The organism is Brevundimonas sp. KH_060 (assembly GCF_057838275.1).
On sequence record NZ_CM174463.1, the window covers coordinates 56,255 to 76,600 of the forward strand.

Here is a 20,346-nt window from a genome sequence, read left to right on the forward strand (position 1 = left end):
CCCTGCGGATCAGAGCTTCAGGCGCTCCAGAACGGTGGCGATGACGCGCTCATAGGCGTCGGTCAGGGCGCGCAGTTCGGCCTCGGGCACGCGCTCGTCGACCTCGTGCATGGTCTGGCCGACCAGGCCCAACTCCAGCACCGGGCACAGGGCGCGGATGAAGCGGGCGTCGGAGGTGCCGCCGGTGGTCGAGGCTTCGGGGCGGCGGCCCAGCACGACCTCGACCGCGTCCTGCACGGCGCTGACGAAGACGCCCGGCTCGGTCAGGAAGGCCTCGCCCGAGCACATATGCTCCAGCTCGATCTGCAGACCCGTTTCGGCCTGAAGCGCCCCGGCCTCGCGGTTCAGCCAGTCGATCAGGCCGTCGCCGGTGTGCGTCGGGTTGAAGCGGATGTTCAGCCGCGCCTTCGCCTCCGCCGGGATGATGTTGGTCGCCGGATTGCCCACGTCGATGGTGGTGATCTCAAGGTTCGACGGGGGGAACTCGGGATAGCCCTCGTCGAGGACGTGGGCGTCCAGACGGGCCAGAAGCCTGGCGATCACCGGAGCCGGGTTGGCGGCGCGATCGGGATAGGCGACGTGGCCCTGCTTGCCGAAGACGGTGATCCAGGTGTTCAGCGAGCCGCGCCGCCCGACCTTGATCATATCGCCCAGGTGGTGGGCCGATGACGGCTCGCCGACCACGCAGGCGTCGATGACCTCGCCCTCGGCGGCCAGGGTCTGGACCACCCGCTTGGTGCCGTGCAGGGCCGGGCCTTCCTCGTCGCCGGTGATCAGGAAGGACAGCGATCCCTCAATCTCACCTGCCGCCAGCACGCGCGAGACGGCGGCGACCCAGGCGGCGATGCCGCCCTTCATGTCCACAGCGCCGCGGCCATAGAGGACGCCGTCGCGGGTCTCGCCCTCGAAGGGGCCTGCGCTCCAAGCCTTGAGGTCGCCGATCGGCACCACGTCGGTGTGGCCCGCGAAACAGAGGTTGGGCGAGGCCGTCCCACGCCGGGCGTAGAGGTTCTCGATCCGCGCGTCGTGGCCGACGCCGCTCGGCCCCTCGAACACCATGCGGCGGCAGGCGAAGCCCAGGCTGGTCAGGGCGCGCTCCAGCACGTCCATGGCCCCTTCATCGGCGGGGGTGACGGAGGGGATGCGGATCAGGTCGCGGGTCAGGTCGACAGGATCGATGACGGAATGTGATGCGGCGTTCATGAGGCTATTGCTTTAGGCATATCCCGCACTCGCGAGAAGGCCCGAAACCGTGCCGAAGATCGACATCGACGCCGCCCCGACTCTCAACGGAACCGGATACCCGGACGAATTCGCCGCGCCGTGCAAGCCGCGCCGCCGCCAGCGACTGGGCGATGCGGTCGGACTGAACCAGTTCGGGGTCAATCTGCTGCGACTGCCTGCCGGAGCCTGGACCAGCCAGCGCCATTGGCACGCCGCCGAAGACGAGTTCGTCTGGGTGCTGGACGGCGAGGTGGTGTTGGTCGAGGACGAGGGCGAGACGACCTTGCGCGCCGGCGACTGCGCGGGCTTCAAGGCGGGCGTTCCCAACGGCCACAAGATCGAGAACCGCAGTGATCGCGAGGCGGTGCTGCTGGAAGTCGGAACGCGCAGCCCGGTGACGGACGCCTGCGACTATCCCGACATCGACATGATCCTTCCCAAGGGCGCCGACCGATACTTCCATCGCGACGGAACCCCCTATCCGAAGACGCCCATACGAACGTGACGACCGACACTCTCGACACCCAGCCGACCGTTCCGCCCCAGCCGCCGCTGCCGCCCGGACCTCCTGACGACGGTCCGTCGAGCCCATGGGGCATCGGCGACTTCCGCCTGTTGTGGCTGGGCCGGATGGTGGCGGTCCTGGGCATTCAGATCCAGTCCTCGGCCCTGCTGTGGCAGGTCTATGAGATCGCCCGCCGCGACCATCCGATCGAGGAGGCCAGTCTCTATCTGGGTCTGGTGGGCCTGTGCCAGTTCCTGCCGCTGCTGGCCTTCACCCTGCCCGCCGGGGCCATGGCCGATCGGCGTGACCGCAAGCACACCGTCACCCTGTCGATCATCGTCGAGGGCATGTGCGCGGGCGCTTTCCTGATGATGGCGCTGCACGGTTCGCCGCCGCTGTGGGGTCTGCTGGCGGTCGCCGCCGTCTTCGGCGCTGCGCGCGCCTTTCTGGCTCCGGCCAGCCAGGCCTTCCTGCCGATGGTGGTGGGACGCAAGGCTCTGCCGCCCGCCATCGCCGCCCAGTCCATCGCCTTCCAGACCGGGGCCATCGCCGGTCCGGCCCTGGGCGGCGTTATCGTCGCCCTGTCCGTGCCGCTGGCCTACGCCTCGGCCATGGCGCTGTTCCTGGCGGCGGTCGCCTGCTTCCTACTTATCCGCACCAAGGGCAAGCCGCAGGTTGATCCGTCCAAGCTGGGCCCGGTGCAGCAGGTCAAGGAAGGCCTGGCCTATGTGTGGAAGACCAAGATCGTGCTGGGCGCGATCTCGCTGGACCTGGTCGTCGTCCTGTTGGCGGGTGTGGCCCTGCTGACCCCCATCTTCGCGCGCGACATCCTGCACGTGGGGGCCGTCGGCTTCGGCCTGCTGAGGGCCTCGTTCGGGGTGGGCGCGCTAATCATGGCCCTGTATCTCAGCCGCTTCCCCATCGTGCGCCACGGCGGACGGTGGATGTTCGGGGCGGTGGCCGTCTTCGGCGTCTGCACCCTGATCTTCGGCCTGTCCAAGAGCGTCTGGCTGTCGGGGGCGGTGCTGTTCCTGGGCGGGGCGGCGGACATGATCAGCGTCAACATCCGCCAGACCCTGATCCAGCTGGCGACGCCGGATCACATGCGCGGACGGGTGTCGTCGGTCTCCATGCTGTTCATCGGCGCGTCCAATGAACTGGGCGAGGCCTATTCCGGCGTCATGGTGCGCCTGCTGGGACCGATCGGGGCGGCGGTGTTCGGCGGCTTCGGCGCCCTGGCCGCCACGGGCGTCTGGGCCAAGGCCTTCCCCAGTCTGAGGAAGGCGAACAAGCTGACCTAGAAGCGGCAACGAAAAGGCCCCGTGATCTGCTGATCGCGGGGCCTTCATGTTCCTGGCGTCAGCCCCAGGGGCGGAAGTGTTTCGACAGCTTGAGCCCCTGGCTCTGATAGTGGCTGCCGCCCTCGCCATAGAGGCGCGAGGGCCGTTCCGTCAGCGGCTCATAGACCAGGCGGGCGACGATCTGGCCGTGTTCCAGCAGGAAGGGGGTGTCGTGGGTGCGAACCTCCAGCACGCCCTTGGAGCCGGCGCCGTGGGCCTCGTCCGTGCCGAAGCCGGGGTCGAAGAAGCCGGCGTAGTGGACGCGGAACTCGCCGACGGAGGGGTCGATCGGGGTCATTTCGGCGGCCTGATCGACCGGGATCTCGACATCGTCCGACGAGGCCAGGATGTAGAACTCGCCCGGATCCAGCAGCAGTTCGCCGCGACGCAGGGTCAGCGGCTCCCAGAAGTCGCGCGGGTCATGGCCGTCGATGTGGTCCATGTTGACCACGCCCGCGTGGCGACGGCCGCGATAGCCGACGACGCCGTGGTCGCCCGCGCGAAGGTCGACGCCGACGCTGCGGGTCTCCAGCTTGGGCGGCTCGCCCGCCTTGAGGCGCAACTGGTTCAGGCGGGTGCCCGGCTTGACCAGGATGGAGAAGGTCTGGGGCGCGATCTCGAGATAGAGGGGGCCTTCATAGCCCTCGTCCACGTCGTCGAAGCTGCGGCCCTGATCGGTCAGCAGGCGCACGAAGACGTCGACGCGGCCGGTCGAGCTCTTCGGATTGGCGCGGGCGTTCAGCCCCTTGGGCAGGCTGAGGCGCTCCTGAAGACGGGCGATATAGACGCAGCCCTTCTCCATCACATAGCCGCCTGACAGGTCGATGGCGTGCATGGCGACGTCGGCGATCCGCTCCTCGACCTTGCGCTGGCCGGGCAGGAAGGAGGCGCGCACGCGCCAGGCCCGGTCGGACAGGCGCAGATCCAGGCTGGCGGGCTGGACCTGATCGACGTCGAACGGGGTGTCGGAAGCGATGGCGCCGATCGCGATCAGGGTCTCAATGCCCTGGAAGGGAAGGATGCCGGGCTGGTCGGGAATGGAAAAGCGGGTCATGCCGTCCTGTTCTCACACGGATTATCCCGTCTGTGTAGCTTGTCAGCGACGACAGACGCTTGAACCCCGCGTACGGCGGGACGCATATAGCGCATGCACTCCGCCCCTGCCTATACCGCCGAGACCGAAGGCGTCGTCGTTCGCGTCCGTCCCTCCTATCTGGCGGGGCAATCCGACCCGGCCGAGGGGCGCTGGGTCTGGGCCTATCAGGTCGAGATCGTCAATCTGAGCGGCGGCCCGGTGCAGTTGGTGGCCCGGCGCTGGACCATCACCGACGCCTTGGGCCGGGTCGAAGAGGTGCGCGGTCCCGGCGTGGTCGGCGAACAGCCGGTGATCGAGGCGGGCGACAGCTACGCCTACGCCTCGGGTTGCCCGCTGACGACGCCCTCGGGCTCCATGGTCGGCGCCTATTTCATGCAGGACGCCGAAGGCCGTATGTTTGAAGCCGCCATTCCGGCCTTCAGCCTGGACGTGCCCGACGCCCGCCGCGTTCTGAACTAGGGCAGGCGACATTCCGCGGATAAAGAGCTGAGAGCAATCTCGCCCTCAAGCAGCGCGAAGCGCGGTAGGGCCAACAAACAAGCCCTCAAGCAGCGCGGTAGGGCCAACAAAAAACCCCTCGCCGAAGGCGAGGGGGATGGGACTGCGTCAACCCGGATGAACCGCAGTCCCGCCCCGGAGCCCGCCGCCAAGCGGCGGGGCGGACGGCGGCCTCCTTAGGAGGCGTTCGTGTCGGCCATGGGGCCGAAAGTCGACGACGCGACGGCTCTCCGGCTCAAGCAGGGAGCCGCCGTGCGGCGAGCGTAGCGGTCGCGTCTGCTCAAGCAGCGAGCGACCGTGTCGCGAGCGATAGCAGGCTTAAATGTATCGGCGCAGGCTGCGGGCCAGATCGGACGAGGCGTCCTTGCCGGCGCTCTTGCGGACCTGAGGCTGGTAGGCGACGCGGGCGTGTTCGACGCAGTAGACGCCTTCCGAGGCGCGGCGGCCGCAGAAGCTGAACTCGCTGGTCGACGGGTCGCCGATCGGCCATTTGCACATGTGAGCGCCCAGCGTCAGCACGGTCGCGGTGCCAGCCAGTTCCGGCGCGAGCGCCGGGGTCTGCGACGCGGCGGCGGCGACGGGGCGCGGGGCCACGGCCTCGATCCGGCGCGGGGCCGACGGGGCCTGCACCGGCGCGGCCGGGGCGGCGGCGCGCGGACGCGCCGGGCGGAAGGTGGTGCGCGCGGGTTGCGACGGGGCCGCCCGGCCCGACAGGCCGAGGCGGTGCACCTTGCCGATCACGGCGTTGCGGGTCACGCCGCCGCCAAGGGCCTTGGCGATCTGGCTCGCTGACTGGCCTTCCAGCCACAGCTTCTTCAGCGCGCCGACGCGGTCTTCGGTCCAGCCTGGGTTCATGTCGCCCTCCCGGGAGAAGTCGGATTCAATATCTTGTGCTGGAGTCCGAATTTCGGCCCCTCATCACGCCTCTAATCGTAAATCACCCCTTAAAACACGCAATATGTGGGAATTCACCTGTCCACAGAAACTACATCTGGTATGGTTAATGTCCCGATTTGACTCAACTTCCTGACGGTCATCCACAGGCGGAACGCCTTGCGAAACCGGCTTGGCTGTCGCATCTGAGGCGGCATGACGCACCTGACCGCCGGTTCCGACGCCTCTTCCGCCGCCCCCCGCGGCCTCCCTCAGCCCCGCCGCTATGACGGGATCAACTGGGTGGGGCTGCGCACCCTGTACCTGAAGGAGGTGCGCCGTTTCTGGAAGGTGGGCGCCCAGACGGTGGCGGCGCCGGTGGTGACGACCCTGCTCTACATGATGGTCTTCGTGGTGGCGTTGAAGGGCGCGCGGCCGCCGCTGCACGGCACGCCATTCGCCGAGTTCGTGGCGCCGGGCCTGATCATGATGGCGATCCTGCAGAACGCCTTCGCCAACGCCTCGTCCAGTCTGATACAGGCCAAGATCATGGGTACGGCGACGGACTTCCTGACGCCGCCGCTCAGCCCGCTGGAGCTGACGATCGGCTTCACCCTGGGCGCGGCGACGCGCGGGGTGGCGGTGGGCCTGGTGACGGCGCTGTGCGTCATGCCCTTCGCCAAGCTGGGTCTGGCCAACATCGCCCTGATCGTCTGGTTCGGCCTGATCGCCTCCCTGCTGATGGGTATGGTAGGCGTGCTGGCGGGTCTGTGGTCCGAGAAGTTCGACCATCTGTCGGCGGTGCAGAATTTCGTGGTCATGCCGATGACCTTCCTGTCGGGCACCTTCTACCTGATCGACAGCCTGCCCGAGCCCTTCGCCAGCATCAGCCGCTTCAACCCCTTCTTCTACCTGATCGACGGCTTCCGGGCGGGGTTCATCGGTCATGCCGAGGGCAGTCTTGTGGTCGGCGTGGTCATGAGCGCCGTCTTGACCGTGGTCATGGGCGCGGCCTGCTGGCTGGTGTTCCGTTCGGGTTGGCGGCTGAAGAGCTGACGGCTTTGACCGTGAGCGAAGATCTGAGTTCAGATGCGGTCGCATCTGAACCGATTTCGCTTTAATCAAGGCGTCGAGAGCGGGGCGAGGGGCCTTCGCGAAAGGGGCCTCGCCATGTCGTTTCATCTTCGTCTGAAAGCCGCTGTCAGCGGCGCCTGCCTGGCGGTCGTCTGCCTGACGGCTGCGCCGTCGGTCGCTCAGGATCGCGCGGCGGATCTGCGCGAACAGGTCGGGGCCTACGCCAAGCCGTCCAACGCCGAGCGTCTGGACGTGCTGCTGGGCCAGCTGCGGGCCGAGGGTTTCTCGCCTACGGTCGAGACCTTTGAGGGCGGCGGCCGCGCCGGTCCGATGCAGGGCTCCAACGTCGTCGTCACCCTCGGCGAAGGCGAGAAGGAGATCCTGCTGACCGCCCACTATGACGCGGTGAAGCTGCGCGACGGGACGATGGCGGATGGCCTGGTCGACAACGCCGGTTCGGTGGTCGCCCTGATCGAGGCGGCCAAGATCCTGCGCGAGGCGCCGCTGTCGCACCGCATCCGCATCATCTTCTTCGACCAGGAAGAGCTGGGCTTGATCGGCGCGAAGAAGTGGATCGAGGCGCACGGCGTCGCCAATGTCGCGGCCGTGGTGAACTCGGACGTCGCCGCCTATGGCGACACCATAATGTACGGTCAGAACAACGGAACGCAGTCGGCCTTCGTCACCCGCGCGGTGCAGGAGCTGTGCGCCGAACGCGCCCAGCAGTGCGTCGGCTTCCCCGAATATCCGCCGTCCGACGACCGGGCCTTCTCGGCGGCGGGCGCGCCTGTGGTCTCGCTCGGTTTCCAGGACGAAGTCGGCGCCCATCAGATGTGGCTGGCCTTCAACGGCGGCGAGACCAACGGCTTGGCCGAGGGCTTCACGCCCCAGGTCTTCCGCGTCATCCACTCCAAGGACGACGCCATCGCGGCGGTCGAGGGCCACACCATCGACCTGGCGGGCCGGACCTATGCGGCCCTGATCCAGAAGCTGGATGCGCAACTGCGCTGAATTCGCGTCCCGCGCGGTGTTGACTAAGGGGAAATAGCGCCCGACAAGTTCGTCGCCCTTTTCCAAAGCGGTCCCGTCGCAGACGCGCCGGGACCGTCTCGCTTTATGGAGTCTGCCAAGTGTCCGGTCATCTGATGGGTGTCTACAATCGCGCGCCGCTGGAAGTGGAGCGCGGCCAGGGCGTCCGCCTCTGGTCCACTGACGGGACCGAGTATCTGGACTGCGTCTCGGGCATTTCGACCAACGCCCTCGGCCACGCCCACCCCAAGCTGGTGCAGGCGGTCAAGGATCAGGCCGAGAAGCTGTGGCACGTCTCCAACATCTTCAAGATTCCGGGGCAGGACGCCCTGGCCGACTCCCTGTGCGAGAAGTCGTTTGCCGACGTCGTCTTCTTCACCAACTCCGGCACCGAGGCGATCGAGTGCGCCCTGAAGACGGCGCGCAAATTCCACGTCGCCAACGGCCAGCCTGAGCGCATCGACATCTACGGCTTCGACGGCTCGTTCCACGGCCGCACCTACGGCGCCATCAACGCCGCCGCCAACCCCAGCTACACCGAGGGCTTCGGGCCCAAGATGGAAGGCTTCCATCAGCTGAAGTGGGGCGACAAGGCCGCGCTGACCGCCGCCTTCGAGAACCCGAACACGGCCGCCATCATCCTGGAGCCGGTTCAGGGCGAGGGCGGTTGCCGCGCCACGCCGGACGCCGAGCTGCGCTGGATGCGCGAGATGGCCGACAAGAACGGCGTGCTGATCATCTTCGACGAAGTCCAATGCGGCATGGGCCGCACCGGCAAGCTGTGGGCCCACGAATGGGCCGGCATGACGCCGGACATCATGGCTGTCGCCAAGGCCCTGGGCGGCGGCTTCCCTATCGGCGCCTGCCTGGCCACTGCGGAAGCGGCCAAGGGCATGACGGTCGGCGTGCACGGCTCGACCTTCGGCGGCAACCCGCTGGCGATGGCGGTCGGTCAGGCTGCTTTCGACGAAGTGTCGTCGGACGCTATCCTGGACAACGTCAATGAAGTCGCCGGCTATCTGACCCAGCAACTGCACGGCCTCAAGGAACGCTTCCCCGACGTGATCGTCGAGGTGCGCGGCAAGGGTCTGCTGCTGGGCGTCAAACTGGTCCCGAACAACCGAGAGTTCATGGGCTGGGCCCGCGACGAGGCCAAGCTTCTGGTCGCCGGCGGCGGCGACAACCTGGTCCGCGTCCTGCCGCCGCTGAACATCACCCTCGACGAGGCCCGCGAGGCCATCGAGAAGTTCGAGAAGGCCTGCGAGTTCGCCCGCACCAAGATCGCGGGCTAAGCGCTTCCTTCCTCCCCAGATGGGGAGGTCGGGTGGGGACGCTTTCTTCTACCTCCAGACTTTCGCAGGGCCGCCCCCACCCGGTCCCTGCGGGACCACCCTCCCCATGAAGGGGAGGGAGAAGGCTTGGTCATGGTTCGTCACTTCCTCGACATCCACCGCCTGGACGCTGCTGATCTGCGCGCCATTCTGGACGACGCTCACGCCCGCAAGCGCGCGCGCAAGGGCTGGCCTCAGGGCCGCGCCGACGCCGACGCGCCGGGCAAGGACCGCGTCCTGGCCATGGTCTTCGAGAAGAACTCGACCCGCACCCGCTTCAGCTTCGACGCGGCCATCCGCCAGCTGGGCGGCGATTCCATCATCGCCACCGCCGCGGACATGCAGCTGGGCCGGGGCGAGCCGGTCGAAGACACGGCCCGTGTCCTGTCGCGCATGGTCGACGCCGTGATGATCCGCGCCAACGACCACGAGGACGTCGAGCGTTTCGCCCGCGTCTCGACCGTGCCGGTGGTCAACGGCCTGACCGACCGCAGCCACCCGTGCCAGATCCTGGCCGACCTGATGACGATCGAGGAGCATCGCGGCCCGATCGAGGGCAAGACGATCGCCTGGATCGGCGACGGCAACAACGTCTGCCACAGCTTCATGCACGCCGCGCCCAAGTTCGGCTTCCACCTGCATGTCGCCTGTCCGGCGGAATATCACCCTGACCTGCGCGATCTGGAGAAGGGCGGCGCCCACGTCCACCTGACCAGCGACCCGCGCGAGGCGGTCAAGGGCGCTGATGTCGTCGTCACCGACACCTGGGTGTCGATGGGCGATCAGGACTATGAGGCCCGCCTGGCGGCCTTCGAACCCTACAGCGTCGACGAGGCCCTGATGGCCGAGGCGGCCGAGGACGCCGTCTTCCTGCACTGCCTGCCCGCCCACCGCGGCGAGGAGGTGACGGACGCCGTCATCGACGGCCCGCAGTCGCTGATCTGGGACGAGGCCGAGAACCGCCTGCACGCCCAGAAGGCGGTCCTGGCTTGGTGCTTCGGGGCTTTCTAGGTCGCCCTAACGCGCTTCGCGCTGCTTGAGGGCGAGCGAGCGAAGCGCGCCCACCCGCCGGCTAGAACGGCGTGGCGGACGGCAGCGGCCGTCCGCTGAGCTCCGCCATCAGGTGGATCAGCAGGAAGAAGACCAAGGCGGCGAACAGCAGCATGATGAAACGCCACGGCATCATGCGCGGCCCGCGCATGATGTCTGTCGGCCGCGACCCTCGCCATCCGGAAAAGACGACGATGGCGATCGAGGCGATCAGCAGGATCAGGGTGAGCGTAGCGTCCATGACGGCGGCAGTTGGGGCGCCCGAGGCTGCGATGCAAGCCGTCAACCTGCAGGATTTCCAGCGTGGCCGTATTTCTTGATGCGCGGTTAATCTAAACGCGGCATTAACCATGTCGGGCGCATCAGCGCCGTGTCGGCTGCCGTCGGCGCTTCGCGATGAGGCGCCACATCTTGCGGTTAACGACACGTTTACACGCTTTATCTGGAAGGATACCGTTCGCGTCATGGGTCGGGAGGCGAATCAGTGACCGCAGCGGCGCCGTGGAGCGTGAAGGGCATCGACCCCAAGGCGCGCGAGATCGCCAAGGATCTGGCGCGACGTTCGGGCATGACCCTGGGCGAGTGGCTGAATTCCATGATCATGGACGAGCCGGACGAGGACGACGGCGTCGCCACCTTGCCGCGCCGGTCGCCCATTCCGGACCCCTATGACCGCCGCAGCCGCTCGCGCCGCCTGGACGACGTCTATGGCGAGGACGCGCCTCGGTATGAGGGCGTGGGCCGCCATGAGAGCCTGGGCCGCATGGGCGCTTCGCTGGAAGTGATCGCCGAGCGTCTGGAAGCGGCCGAGCGCCGCTCGACCCTGGCGATCCAAGGCATCGACCAGGCTGTGGCCGGTCTGGTGCGCCGCCTAGAGAAACAAGACGAAGTCGAAGTCGCCAAGGCGCGCCGCATTGACGACATCGCCGAGGAACTGCGCGAGGGCCATCGTCGCCTGCGCCGTCTGGAGCAGGACGCCGGGACCGAGGCGCGCGAAGGGCTGGACAAGCTGGACGCGGCGCTGACCGCCGTCTCTACCCGCCTTTACGACATGGACGAGCGCCAGCGCGCGGGCGTCAGCGAACTGCGCGACCGTATCGAGGCGGTCGAGAAGACGGCTGGGCCGGGCGCCGGAACCTCTCTGTTGTCGCAGGTCGGCGTGCGTCTGGACGACGCCCAGTCGCGCACGTCTGATGCGCTGAAGGGGCTGGAGCGGTCGTTCGCCGCCCTGGACTTGCGGATGCGGGACGCCGAGCGCCGCATCGAGCCGGACCATGCGCGCGAAGCTTCGCGCTTCGAGAAACTGGCCGAGAGCCTGACGCGTCAGGTCGAGTCCAGCCGCACTGAAATGATCCGCCGCCTCGACGCGGCCGAGACCGAAGGCCGCGTCGATCGCATCGAACGCGCCCTGGCCGCCATCGGCGAACAGGCCCGCGCCGCCGAGCAGCGCTCGGTCGCCGCCGTCGACGGCATGGGCCGCGAGATCATGCGCATCGCCCGCAACCTGAACGGTCGGGTGGAGACGGTCGAAGCCGGGGGCGCCGGACCGTCCGACGCCCGCGTCGCGGCGCTGGAACAGAAGCTGGAGCGCGATCTGGCCCGCCACGCCGAGGCGGTGGACCAACGCCTGACGCAGGCCGATGACCAGCACGCCCTGGCGCTGGAGCGGCTGGGCGGCGAGATCGCCCGCATTTCGGATCGTCTGAGCGAACGCATCGCCCAGTCCGAGCGTCGCTCGGCCCAGGCTCTGGACGACATCGGCCGCCGTCTGTCGGAAAGCACCGACAAGATGCATCAGCGTCACGAGAGCGCCTCGGGCGATCTGGCCGAGCGGATGCGTCAGAGCGAGGAGCGCACGGCGCGCCTGCTGGCCGACGCCCGCGACAGCATGGAGCAGCGCGGCGAGCGCGCCCCGCGTCGCGCTCCGCCGCTGGACAGCCTCGATCCCGCGCCCTGGACGCCGGCTGAAACCGCCAGCAGCGACTGGCGTGCGACCGCCTTCGCCGACCCGGTCGAGGATTGGTCCGCCGACCCTCTGACCCGCGACGCGGGCGATATCCCGGCGGCCGTGTCGGATTTCGCATCGGGCGCCGAGAACATCTTCGGCGATCCGCTGGACACCGAACTTCTGGAAGCCGAGCCGAAGACGGCAGCGCCGTTCGGCCGGGTCGCGGCTGACGCCTGGCCGCACGCGGCGCCTCTGGAGGACGAAGATCTGTTCGGCGGCGCGGACGTCAGCGACATCCTGAACGCCACAGCCGATCAGGGCGTCGACCGCCAGCCGTTCGATCTGGATGAGGCGGCGGACGCCGACGACTTCTCGGCCGACTTGGATTTCGTCACGCCTCAAGATCAGGCTCAGGAACCCGCTGCGGCCTCGACCCGCGACGTGCTGGACGCCGCCCGTGCGGCCATGACGCCGGAAGACGACGCGGCGCCGCGTCAGGCCTTCGGCCTCGCCAAGCGCGGCGGCAAGTCCAAGCTGCAGGAGCGTCTGGACAAGCAGGCCGGCCGTCAAAGCTCGACCATGCGCACGGCGCTGGGCGCCATGGCGGTGGCGGCGCTGGGCGTCGTCGGCGGCTACGCCACCTTGCAGGTGGCGGGCGGTTCGGGCCTGACCCTGCCCGGCGGCTTCACCCTGGCGTCGACCTCGAGCGACAGCGCGGCGCCTGCCGAGACGGCGATGCCGATCGCGGCCCTGGCGCTGGACGCCGCGCCCGCCGACGCCGTGCCGTCGCCCGATGCGGCGGCGACCGAGGGCGCGGGCCTGTTCGCGCGCGCCGTGCAGATGCTGGACAACGGCGACGACGGCGGGCTGGAGCCTCTGACCCGCGCCGCCAACCTGGGCTACGCCCCGGCGCAACTGCGCCTGGCCAGCCTGTATCAGGAGGGCGCCGTCGGGCTGACGGCGGACGAGGCCGAGGCGCGCGCCTGGGCCCGCCGCGCCGCCGAGGCGGGCGACCCCAAGGCCATGCATTTCTACGCCATGCAGCTGTATGACGGCGTCGGCGGGACGCAGAACCGCGCCGAGGCCCTGTCCTGGCTGACCAAGGCCGCCAGCGCCGGCCGCGTCGACAGCCAGTACAATGTCGCCCAGCTTCTGGAGAAGGGCGATCAGGGCGTAGCCCCCAATCGGGTCGAGGCCTTCAAGTGGTACATGATTGCGGCGCGACGCGGCGACCAGCAGGCTCTGGCTTCGGTCCAGCGTCTGACCTCGGGCCTGTCGGCGGCCGATCGCCGTACGGCGCGCGAGGCCGCCGACGCCTTCACCGCCGAACCGGTCGTCTGATCGACGCACGACGCGTTCAACCGGGGGTGGCGGTTCGCCGCAGGGGCCGCTAAGACCGGAAGCCTAGTCGCCTTTCCGGCGCCGATTGCCTGTCCTTCCAGCCGAAGGCGCGTGCCGTGGATATTTACCTGCCGATCGCCGAAGTCTCGGTGAACTGGCCGCTCCTGGTTTTGCTGGGGGCGCTGGTCGGATTCGTGTCCGGTCTGTTCGGCATCGGCGGCGGCTTCCTGATGGCGCCGGTTCTGGTCTTCCTGGGGATCCCGCCGACGGTGGCGGTGGCCAGCCAGGCCAGCCACGTCGTGGCCTCCTCGACCTCGGGCGTCATCCGCTATTCCGGCATGAAGGCGGTCGATTACCGTATCGGCGGCATCATGGCCGTCGGCGGGGCGCTGGGCGCCGTGCTGGGCGTCGAGCTGTTCCGCTACCTGCGCCTGCTGGGGCAGGCCGATCTGGTGGTGGCTCTGTCCTATCTGCTGTTCCTGGGCTCGATCGGCAGCATGATGCTGTACGAAAGCCTGACGCAGATCTTGCACCGGGTTCGGGGCGAGACCCCGCCGCGGAAAGAGCGCCGTCGGCCCATGTGGCTGTACGGCCTGCCGTTCAAGATGCGCTTCCCGCGCTCGGGCCTCTACATCAGCGCCATTCCGCCCTTCGGCCTGGGCGTGTTCGCAGGGATTCTGTCGGCCATCATGGGGGTGGGCGGCGGCTTCATCCTGGTGCCGGCCATGCTCTATGTGCTGCGGATGAAGGCCAGCGTGGTCGTCGGCACCAGCCTGTTCCAGATCATCATCACCACGGCGATCACGACGGTGCTGCAAGCCGGGCGCAACCAGACGGTGGACATCGTCCTGTCGACCATCCTGCTGCTGGGCGGGGTGGTGGGGGCCCAGTACGGCGCCAAGCTGTCGGGTCGCTTCCGCGCTGAAGAGATGCGCGCCGCCCTGGGGCTGATCGTCCTGCTGGTCGGCATTCAGATGGGGCTGGAGCTGTTCGTGCGGCCCAGCGACCTGTTCCTGCTGGCGCCGGGGGTGGCGGACTGATGTTTCAGGTTCTGCCGCCCGAGCCGCCGCCCGTGGCCGCCGCGCCCGAGATCATCATCGAACGCTCGGCCGTTACGACCGAGGAGGTGCGGGTCGCCGCCGCCCTGACCGATGCGCGGGTGGATGTGGACTCGGGGTTCAAGGGGGCGTCGATCGTCCTCTACGGCGCCGTCTTCAACCCCAGCGACACGCCCGCAGACGTGGTGGTGGTGGTGCGCGGCCCCGACGCCCCGGTCCGCCTGGTCAAGAAGACGCGCAACATGGGGGTCTGGCTGAACAGCCGCCCAGTGCTGTTCGAGGGGGCGCCCGGCTTCTACATGACCGCCTCGACGCGGCCGCTCAGCGACATCGCCGACTTTGGCCAGCTGCGCCGTCTGGGCGTGGGGGTTGATCACCTGCGCATCGATGCGCCGGAAGAGGCCCGCACCGTCACCCGTTACGGCGTGCGCGACGTGGTCATCAGCCGCCTCGGCGAGGACTACCTGGACTGGCGCCGCGCCGTCATCCGGCTGAAGGAGGCGGCGGCCCTCTATGACACCGACCCTAAGGGGGTGGAGTTCGTCGATCGGGGCCTGTTCCGCGCGGAGGTCAAACTGCCTGCCGTGGCGCCGACTGGGAAATATTACGCCGAGGTCTGGCTGTTTCAGGAGGGGACGCCGGTGTCGGTGTCCAACCTGACCCTGACGGTCGAGAAGGTGGGGCTAGAGCGCGACATCTATGAGTTCGCCCACAACCGCCCGTGGAGCTACGGCGTGCTGTGCGTGCTGCTGGCGGCGATGACGGGCTATGCGGCGTCGCGGGTGTTCCGGAGTCGGTAGATACTCCCGCTCATCCCGACGGAGGTTTGGGGGCTGCGCTCAAGCAGCGAGCGACCGCGTTGCGAGTATAGCGCCAACAAAAAAGGCGGCCTGCGAAGGCCGCCCTTTCGTTTCAGTCTGAAGCTGAGCCTCAGGCCGCCTTCGTCTGCGGCGCGAAGCGGCCGTAGAAGGTTTCGTCCTTGGCGGCCATATCGCGCAGGAGCTGCGGGACCTTGAAGCGGTCGCCGTATTTGGCGGCCAGTTCATCAGCCTTGGCCACGAAGGCCTTCAGGCCGGTCTGGTCCATGAAGGTGATGGGGCCGCCGGTCCAGGGCGCGAAGCCCCAGCCCAAGATGGCGCCCAGGTCGCCTTCGCGCGGGTCGTCGATGACGCCCTCTTCCCAGCAACGAGCCACTTCCACCGCCTGGCGATACAGCAGGCGGGTCTTCAACTCGTCGATGGCCTTGAACGCCTCGGGGCTTTCGCCGAAGGCGTCGCCCTTGGTGGTCGGGGCCAGTTCGGCCAGACCGGGCCAGATGACCTTGGGCTTCTGGTCGTAGTCGTAGAAGCCCTTGCCGTTCTTGCGGCCGTAGCGGCCCTGCTCGACCATGGTGGCGACGATCTGCTCGCCCTCGGTCGGGACGTATTTGTCGCCCAGATCCTCGCGGGTCTGCTTGGCGATCTTGTACGACAGGTCCAGGGCGACGTCGTCGTGCATCTCCAGCGGGCCGCGCGGCATGCCGGTCATGCGGCCGACGTTGTCGATCAGCACGGGCGAATAGCCCTCTTCCAGCATGGCCATGCCTTCCATCAGGAAGGTCGAGAAGCAGCGCGAGGTGTAGAAGCCGCGGCTGTCGTTGACGACGATCGGCGTCTTCTTGATCTTCAGGACATAGTCCAGCGCTTTGGCCAGGGCCGCGTCGCCGGTCTTTTCGCCCATGATGATCTCGACCAGCATCATCTTGTCGACGGGCGAGAAGAAGTGGATGCCGATGAAGTCTTCCGGCCGCACGCTGGCCTCGGCCAGGCCGGTGATCGGCAGGGTCGAGGTGTTGGAGCCGAACACGGCGCCTTCAGCCAGCTGGGCCTCGGCGCGCTTGGTGACGTCGGCCTTGATTTCGCGGTTCTCGAACACGGCCTCGATGACCAGATCCGAGCCCTTGATCAGGTCATAGTCCGTCGTCGCCGTGACCAGGGCCAGGGTGGCGTCGAACTTCTCCTGCGTCATCTGACCGCGCGACAGGCGCTTCTTCAGCAGCTCCTCGACGTGGGCCTTGCCCTTGTCGGCGGCTTCCTGCGTCTGGTCGATCAGCACGGTCTCGATGCCGGCCATGACCTGAACATAGGCGACGCCCGCGCCCATCATGCCGGCGCCCAGGACGCTGACTTTCTTGGGATCGGACTTGGGCGCGCCCGCCGGGCGCACGGCGCCCTTGTCCAGCTCCTGCTTGGACAGGAACAGGCTGCGGATCATGGCCTGGGCCTGCGGCGTCATCAGGGTCTTGATGAAGTAGCGCGTCTCGATGCGCAGGCCGGCCTCGATCGGCACCTGCACGCCTTCATAGACGGCCTTCATCATGTTCAGCACGGCCGGATAGTTGCCGTATGACTGCTTGCGCAGGATGGCGTTGCCCATGATGAAGACCTGGGCGCCCGCCGGGTGGTAGGGGCCGCCGCCGGGGATCTTGAATTTGGGATCGTCCCACGGCTGGACCGCCTTGCCGCCGTTCTTGATCCAGGCCTTGGCGGCCGCGACCGACTGGCCCTTTTCGACGACCTCATGGACGACGCCGGCGCCCTTGGCGTCGTTGGGGCGCCAGGACTTGCCCTCGGCCATCTGCATCAGGGCGGTCTGCACCCCGATCAGGCGCGTCAGGCGCTGGGTGCCGCCGCCGCCGGGGAAGAGGCCGACCTTGATCTCGGGCAGGCCCAGCTGGATTTTCGGGTCATTCTCGACGACGCGATAGTGGCAGGCCAGGGTGAACTCCAGCCCGCCGCCCAGCGCCAGGCCGTTGATGGCCGCCGCCACCGGCTTGCCCGAGGTCTCAAGCTGGCGGAAGGCGCCGTTCAGCGCCCAGCCGGTGTCGAACGCCTTCTGCAGGTCGCCGCCGCCGGCCAGCATGCCCGAGGCCATGTCGCCCAGGTCCGCCCCGGCGCAGAAGCCGGTCGTCTTGCCCGAGGTCAGGACCACGCCCTTGATGGCGTCGTCGGTCTTGATCTTCTCCACCAGAGCCGGGATTTCGGCGATGACGGCCGAGGTCAGGGTGTTCATCGAACGGCCCGGCACGTCGAAGGCGACCGTGGCGATGCCGTCGGCGTCGATGTCGATCTTGAAGTTTTCCATAGTCATTCGCTCCCGGATCAGACGCGTTCGATGACGGTGGCGGTGCCCATGCCGCCGCCGATGCACAGGGTGGCCAGGGCCGTCGACTTGTTCGAGCGTTCCAGCTCGTCCAGCACCGTGCCCAGGATCATGGCGCCGGTGGCGCCCAGCGGGTGGCCCATGGCGATGGCGCCGCCGCAGACGTTGATCTTGTCGTGCGGAATGTCGAGCGCCTGCATGTAGCGCAGCACCACGGCCGCGAAGGCCTCGTTCAGTTCATACAGGTCGATGTCGCCCGGCTGCATGCCCAGCTTGCCCAGCAGCTTGCGGGTCACGGGCTCGGGGCCCGTCAGCATGATCGACGGCTCGGAGCCGATCGAGGCGCCGCCCAGGATTTTCGCGCGCGGCTTCAGGCCCAGGGCCTCGCCCATCTCCTTGGAGCCGACCAGGATGCCCGCCGCGCCGTCGACGATGCCGGACGAGTTGCCCGGCGTGTGGACGTGGTTGACGCCCGCCGCCTCGGGGTAGCGCTGGTTGATCACGGCGTCGAAGCCCATGCCGCCCATCATGACGAAGGAAGGGTTGAGGCCGCCCAGGGTCTGCATGTCCGTCTTCGGACGAATGGTCTCGTCACGGTCCAGCTGGGTCAGGCCGAGCTGGTTCTTGACCGCGATCACCGACCGGTCGAAGCGGCGCTCGGCCCAGGACTGGGCGGCGCGCTTGTGGCTTTCAACCGAATAGGCGTCCACGTCGTCGCGGCTGAAGCCGTATTTGGTGGCGATCATGTCGGCCGAGACGCCCTGCGGCACGAAATAGGTCGGGAAGGCCGCCGAGGGATCGGTCGGCCAGGCGCCGCCGTCGGACCCCATCGGCACGCGGCTCATGGCCTCGACGCCGCCGCCGACGGCCATGTCCGCCTCGCCGGACTTCACCTTGGCGGCGGCCATGTTCACGGCTTCCAGACCCGAGGCGCAGAAGCGGTTGATCTGCACGCCCGCCGTCTCCTGGCCCCAGCCGGCCGACAGCACGGCGGTGCGGGCGATGTCCGAGCCCTGCTCGCCCACCGGCGAGACGCAGCCCAGGATCACGTCGTCCACCTTGGTGGTGTCCAGGCCGTTGCGGTCGCGCAGAGCCTCCAGAACCTGGGTCGCCAGGCTCAGGGCCGTGATCTCGTGCAGGCTGCCGTCCTTCTTGCCCTTGCCGCGCGGGGTGCGCACGGCGTCGTAGATATAGGCGTCGGCCATGGAGCGTCTCTCTTCTCTAGTGTCCCTATCGCTCGGCGCGCGGCGCCTCGCTGCATGAGGGACGGGTTGGCGTCTTGGGTTCGGCGCGGCGGGCGGACGGGGCCGATCATCGCGTCTGGAATTGAAACTCAGGTCGCTAGAAAGCCGACGTTTACGTCAACGTCAAGTAACAAGGCGCGTGAGGTCGTCGGATGTGAAAAGGGCGGGCCGTTTCGCGCGGCCCGCCCTGTCGTCTCAGCCTCAGCGGCGCGCCAGCCGCACCAGCTTGCCGTTCTCCTCGTCCGTCACGACCCAGACGGCGCCGTCAGGGGCCACCGCCACGTCGCGGATGCGTTCGCCCAGGCCGGTCAGCAGGCGTTCTTCGCCGACCACGCGGCCGTCCTGCAGCACCAGACGGACCAGATGCTTGCCGCCCAGGCCGCCGATCAGGGCGTCGCCTTTCCAGCCGGGGAACATGGCTCCGTCGTAGAAGGCCATGCCGCCCGGCGCGATCACCGGATCCCAGTAGTAGACGGGCTGGACAGTGCCGTCCTGCGTCGTCATCGCGCCGGGGATGGCGTCGCCGCTGTATTCGATGCCGTAGGCCGCGCCGGGCCAGCCGTAGTTGGCGCCCGCCTTCTCCAGGTTCAGCTCGTCGCCGCCGCGCGTGCCGTGCTCAATGCTCCAGACCGCGCCGGTTTCCGGCTGGACGGCGATGCCCTGCGGGTTGCGGTGGCCGTAGGACCAGATCTCGGGCAGGGCGTCATTGCGGCCGACGAAGGGATTGTCGGCCGGGACCGAGCCGTCGGCGTTGATGCGGATGACCTTGCCGTGGTGCGAGGCCAGGCTCTGGGCCGTCGGCCGCATCGGCTTGTCCGACCGCTCGCCGATGGTGATGTAGAGCTTGCCGTCCGGGCCGAAGACCAGGGAGGAGCCGAAATGCTTGTCCCCGTCATAGGTGTCCTTGACCTGGAAGACGACCTGCACGTTCTCGACGCGGCTCAGGTCGTCGGACAGGCGGCCGCGCGCCACGGCCGTGCCGTTGCCGCCGTTTCGCGGTTGGGCGTAGGACCAGTAGATCATCCGGTCCTGGGTGAAGGTCGGGCTCAGGATCACGTCCAGCAGGCCGCCCTGACCGCGCGCCGCCACGGCGGGCAGGCCGCTGATCGGCGCGCCGATCTGGCCCTGGGCGCTGACGACGCGCATCCGACCGGGCTTCTCTGTCACCAGCCACTGGCCGTCCGGCAGCAGGGCCAGGCCCCAGGGGTGCTCCAGACCTTCGGCCACGACGGCGTGCTGCATGGCCAGGGTGGTGCTGACCGACGGCGCGCGGGTCTGGCCCTCGACGGCCGGCTTCTGATCCGGGTTGTTGGGCGGGCGGGTTTCGACCGGCGCGCCGGTGGCGGCGGACGGCGCCTCATCCTGACCATTGGCCCCGCAGGCGGCGAGAGCCAGGGCGGCGACGGAAGCGGCGAAGAGGGCGGGGCGCAGCATGGGGGCTCCTGAACAGCGTGGCTTTGAACGGTCAGGATGCCGTGTCGGCGCGCTTTGCGCGAGCCGAAACGCGCCGCGACCGATAGTCCCGTACGAAATCCGTATCGAAGCGGCTTGAACCGGAGAGAAGGCGGCGATATACGCACCCCTCTCGCGCTCA

Annotated in this window: 17 protein-coding genes; 10 read left to right on the forward strand and 7 right to left on the reverse strand. The window is 68.3% G+C overall.

Features of this window, described 5'->3' with window-relative positions:
- Positions 1 to 9: 9 nt before the first annotated feature.
- The gene (gene dapE / locus AC3IPP_RS00265; protein ID WP_489149900.1) at positions 10 to 1,203 is read right to left on the reverse strand and encodes a succinyl-diaminopimelate desuccinylase; all 1,194 of its coding nucleotides are present in this window, start codon (positions 1,201 to 1,203) and stop codon (positions 10 to 12) included.
- Positions 1,204 to 1,252: 49 nt separating this feature from the next.
- Between dapE and AC3IPP_RS00270 the strand changes: the two genes are divergently transcribed.
- Both AC3IPP_RS00270 and AC3IPP_RS00275 read left to right on the forward strand, forming a co-directional pair.
- On the forward strand, positions 1,253 to 1,729 hold the full coding sequence (locus AC3IPP_RS00270) for a cupin domain-containing protein (RefSeq protein ID WP_489149901.1): 477 nt from the start codon (positions 1,253 to 1,255) through the stop codon (positions 1,727 to 1,729).
- 47 nt (positions 1,730 to 1,776) lie between these two features.
- Complete coding sequence (locus AC3IPP_RS00275) at positions 1,777 to 3,030, forward strand: MFS transporter (protein WP_087140642.1); 1,254 nt, start codon at positions 1,777 to 1,779, stop codon at positions 3,028 to 3,030.
- Between the two features lie 58 nt (positions 3,031 to 3,088).
- Here AC3IPP_RS00275 and AC3IPP_RS00280 read toward each other — a convergent pair whose 3' ends face one another.
- Positions 3,089 to 4,123, reverse strand: a complete 1,035-nt coding sequence (locus AC3IPP_RS00280; protein WP_489149902.1) for a 2'-deoxycytidine 5'-triphosphate deaminase — start codon at positions 4,121 to 4,123, stop codon at positions 3,089 to 3,091.
- A gap of 93 nt (positions 4,124 to 4,216) precedes the next feature.
- Here AC3IPP_RS00280 and apaG point away from each other — a divergent pair, with 93 nt between their 5' ends.
- On the forward strand, positions 4,217 to 4,624 hold the full coding sequence (apaG, locus tag AC3IPP_RS00285) for a Co2+/Mg2+ efflux protein ApaG (protein WP_087138808.1): 408 nt from the start codon (positions 4,217 to 4,219) through the stop codon (positions 4,622 to 4,624).
- Positions 4,625 to 4,981: 357 nt separating this feature from the next.
- Here apaG and gcrA read toward each other — a convergent pair whose 3' ends face one another.
- Positions 4,982 to 5,518: a cell cycle sigma 70 cofactor GcrA gene (gene gcrA, locus AC3IPP_RS00290; RefSeq protein ID WP_489149903.1), complete on the reverse strand. Its 537-nt coding sequence runs from the start codon at positions 5,516 to 5,518 to the stop codon at positions 4,982 to 4,984.
- Between the two features lie 234 nt (positions 5,519 to 5,752).
- Between gcrA and AC3IPP_RS00295 the strand changes: the two genes are divergently transcribed.
- From AC3IPP_RS00295 to argF, 4 genes are all read left to right on the forward strand, one after another.
- Positions 5,753 to 6,592: an ABC transporter permease gene (locus AC3IPP_RS00295; protein ID WP_489149904.1), complete on the forward strand. Its 840-nt coding sequence runs from the start codon at positions 5,753 to 5,755 to the stop codon at positions 6,590 to 6,592.
- A 114-nt stretch (positions 6,593 to 6,706) separates the two neighbouring features.
- Positions 6,707 to 7,621, forward strand: coding sequence for a M20/M25/M40 family metallo-hydrolase (locus AC3IPP_RS00300; RefSeq protein ID WP_489149905.1), 915 nt, complete (start codon positions 6,707 to 6,709; stop codon positions 7,619 to 7,621).
- 134 nt (positions 7,622 to 7,755) lie between these two features.
- Entirely contained in the window at positions 7,756 to 8,931 is a 1,176-nt protein-coding gene (locus AC3IPP_RS00305) for an aspartate aminotransferase family protein (RefSeq protein ID WP_087138824.1), read from the forward strand.
- A gap of 132 nt (positions 8,932 to 9,063) precedes the next feature.
- Entirely contained in the window at positions 9,064 to 9,981 is a 918-nt protein-coding gene (gene argF, locus AC3IPP_RS00310) for an ornithine carbamoyltransferase (protein ID WP_489149906.1), read from the forward strand.
- Positions 9,982 to 10,042: 61 nt separating this feature from the next.
- Here the strand turns inward: argF and AC3IPP_RS00315 are convergent, their stop codons facing one another.
- A complete protein-coding gene (locus AC3IPP_RS00315) occupies positions 10,043 to 10,261 on the reverse strand; it encodes a hypothetical protein (protein WP_489149907.1) in 219 nt (72 codons plus the stop codon).
- 243 nt (positions 10,262 to 10,504) lie between these two features.
- Between AC3IPP_RS00315 and AC3IPP_RS00320 the strand changes: the two genes are divergently transcribed.
- The 3 genes from AC3IPP_RS00320 (at position 10,505) to AC3IPP_RS00330 (ending at position 15,167) form a co-directional block, all read left to right on the forward strand.
- Entirely contained in the window at positions 10,505 to 13,309 is a 2,805-nt protein-coding gene (locus AC3IPP_RS00320) for an SEL1-like repeat protein (RefSeq protein WP_489149908.1), read from the forward strand.
- Positions 13,310 to 13,425: 116 nt separating this feature from the next.
- Entirely contained in the window at positions 13,426 to 14,349 is a 924-nt protein-coding gene (locus AC3IPP_RS00325) for a sulfite exporter TauE/SafE family protein (protein ID WP_087138814.1), read from the forward strand.
- The gene (locus tag AC3IPP_RS00330; RefSeq protein ID WP_087138815.1) at positions 14,349 to 15,167 is read left to right on the forward strand and encodes a TIGR02186 family protein; all 819 of its coding nucleotides are present in this window, start codon (positions 14,349 to 14,351) and stop codon (positions 15,165 to 15,167) included. The genes AC3IPP_RS00325 and AC3IPP_RS00330 overlap by 1 nt, the downstream gene beginning before the upstream one ends.
- A 130-nt stretch (positions 15,168 to 15,297) precedes the next feature.
- Here the strand turns inward: AC3IPP_RS00330 and AC3IPP_RS00335 are convergent, their stop codons facing one another.
- The 3 genes from AC3IPP_RS00335 to AC3IPP_RS00345 form a co-directional block, all read right to left on the reverse strand.
- Positions 15,298 to 17,490 (reverse strand): 3-hydroxyacyl-CoA dehydrogenase NAD-binding domain-containing protein, encoded by a 2,193-nt coding sequence (locus AC3IPP_RS00335; RefSeq protein WP_489151080.1) that lies wholly within the window; start codon positions 17,488 to 17,490, stop codon positions 15,298 to 15,300.
- A 17-nt stretch (positions 17,491 to 17,507) separates the two neighbouring features.
- Positions 17,508 to 18,713 carry an acetyl-CoA C-acetyltransferase gene (locus tag AC3IPP_RS00340; RefSeq protein ID WP_087138817.1) on the reverse strand — a complete coding sequence of 402 codons (1,206 nt, stop codon included), beginning with the start codon at positions 18,711 to 18,713 and terminating at the stop codon, positions 17,508 to 17,510.
- A gap of 240 nt (positions 18,714 to 18,953) precedes the next feature.
- The gene (locus AC3IPP_RS00345; protein WP_489151081.1) at positions 18,954 to 20,183 is read right to left on the reverse strand and encodes a PQQ-dependent sugar dehydrogenase; all 1,230 of its coding nucleotides are present in this window, start codon (positions 20,181 to 20,183) and stop codon (positions 18,954 to 18,956) included.
- Positions 20,184 to 20,346 lie beyond the last annotated feature (163 nt).

Excerpts from the sequence above, each read along its gene's own strand:
- dapE (WP_489149900.1), bottom strand. The coding sequence starts at position 1,203 with ATGAACGCCGCATCACATTCCGTCATCGATCCTGTCGACCTGACCCGC.
- AC3IPP_RS00280 (WP_489149902.1), bottom strand. The coding sequence starts at position 4,123 with ATGACCCGCTTTTCCATTCCCGACCAGCCCGGCATCCTTCCCTTCCAG.
- apaG (WP_087138808.1), top strand. The coding sequence starts at position 4,217 with ATGCACTCCGCCCCTGCCTATACCGCCGAGACCGAAGGCGTCGTCGTT.
- gcrA (WP_489149903.1), bottom strand. The coding sequence starts at position 5,518 with ATGAACCCAGGCTGGACCGAAGACCGCGTCGGCGCGCTGAAGAAGCTG.
- AC3IPP_RS00295 (WP_489149904.1), top strand. The coding sequence starts at position 5,753 with ATGACGCACCTGACCGCCGGTTCCGACGCCTCTTCCGCCGCCCCCCGC.
- AC3IPP_RS00300 (WP_489149905.1), top strand. The coding sequence starts at position 6,707 with ATGTCGTTTCATCTTCGTCTGAAAGCCGCTGTCAGCGGCGCCTGCCTG.
- AC3IPP_RS00305 (WP_087138824.1), top strand. The coding sequence starts at position 7,756 with ATGGGTGTCTACAATCGCGCGCCGCTGGAAGTGGAGCGCGGCCAGGGC.
- argF (WP_489149906.1), top strand. The coding sequence starts at position 9,064 with ATGGTTCGTCACTTCCTCGACATCCACCGCCTGGACGCTGCTGATCTG.
- AC3IPP_RS00315 (WP_489149907.1), bottom strand. The coding sequence starts at position 10,261 with ATGGACGCTACGCTCACCCTGATCCTGCTGATCGCCTCGATCGCCATC.
- AC3IPP_RS00330 (WP_087138815.1), top strand. The coding sequence starts at position 14,349 with ATGTTTCAGGTTCTGCCGCCCGAGCCGCCGCCCGTGGCCGCCGCGCCC.
- AC3IPP_RS00335 (WP_489151080.1), bottom strand. The coding sequence starts at position 17,490 with ATGGAAAACTTCAAGATCGACATCGACGCCGACGGCATCGCCACGGTC.
- AC3IPP_RS00340 (WP_087138817.1), bottom strand. The coding sequence starts at position 18,713 with ATGGCCGACGCCTATATCTACGACGCCGTGCGCACCCCGCGCGGCAAG.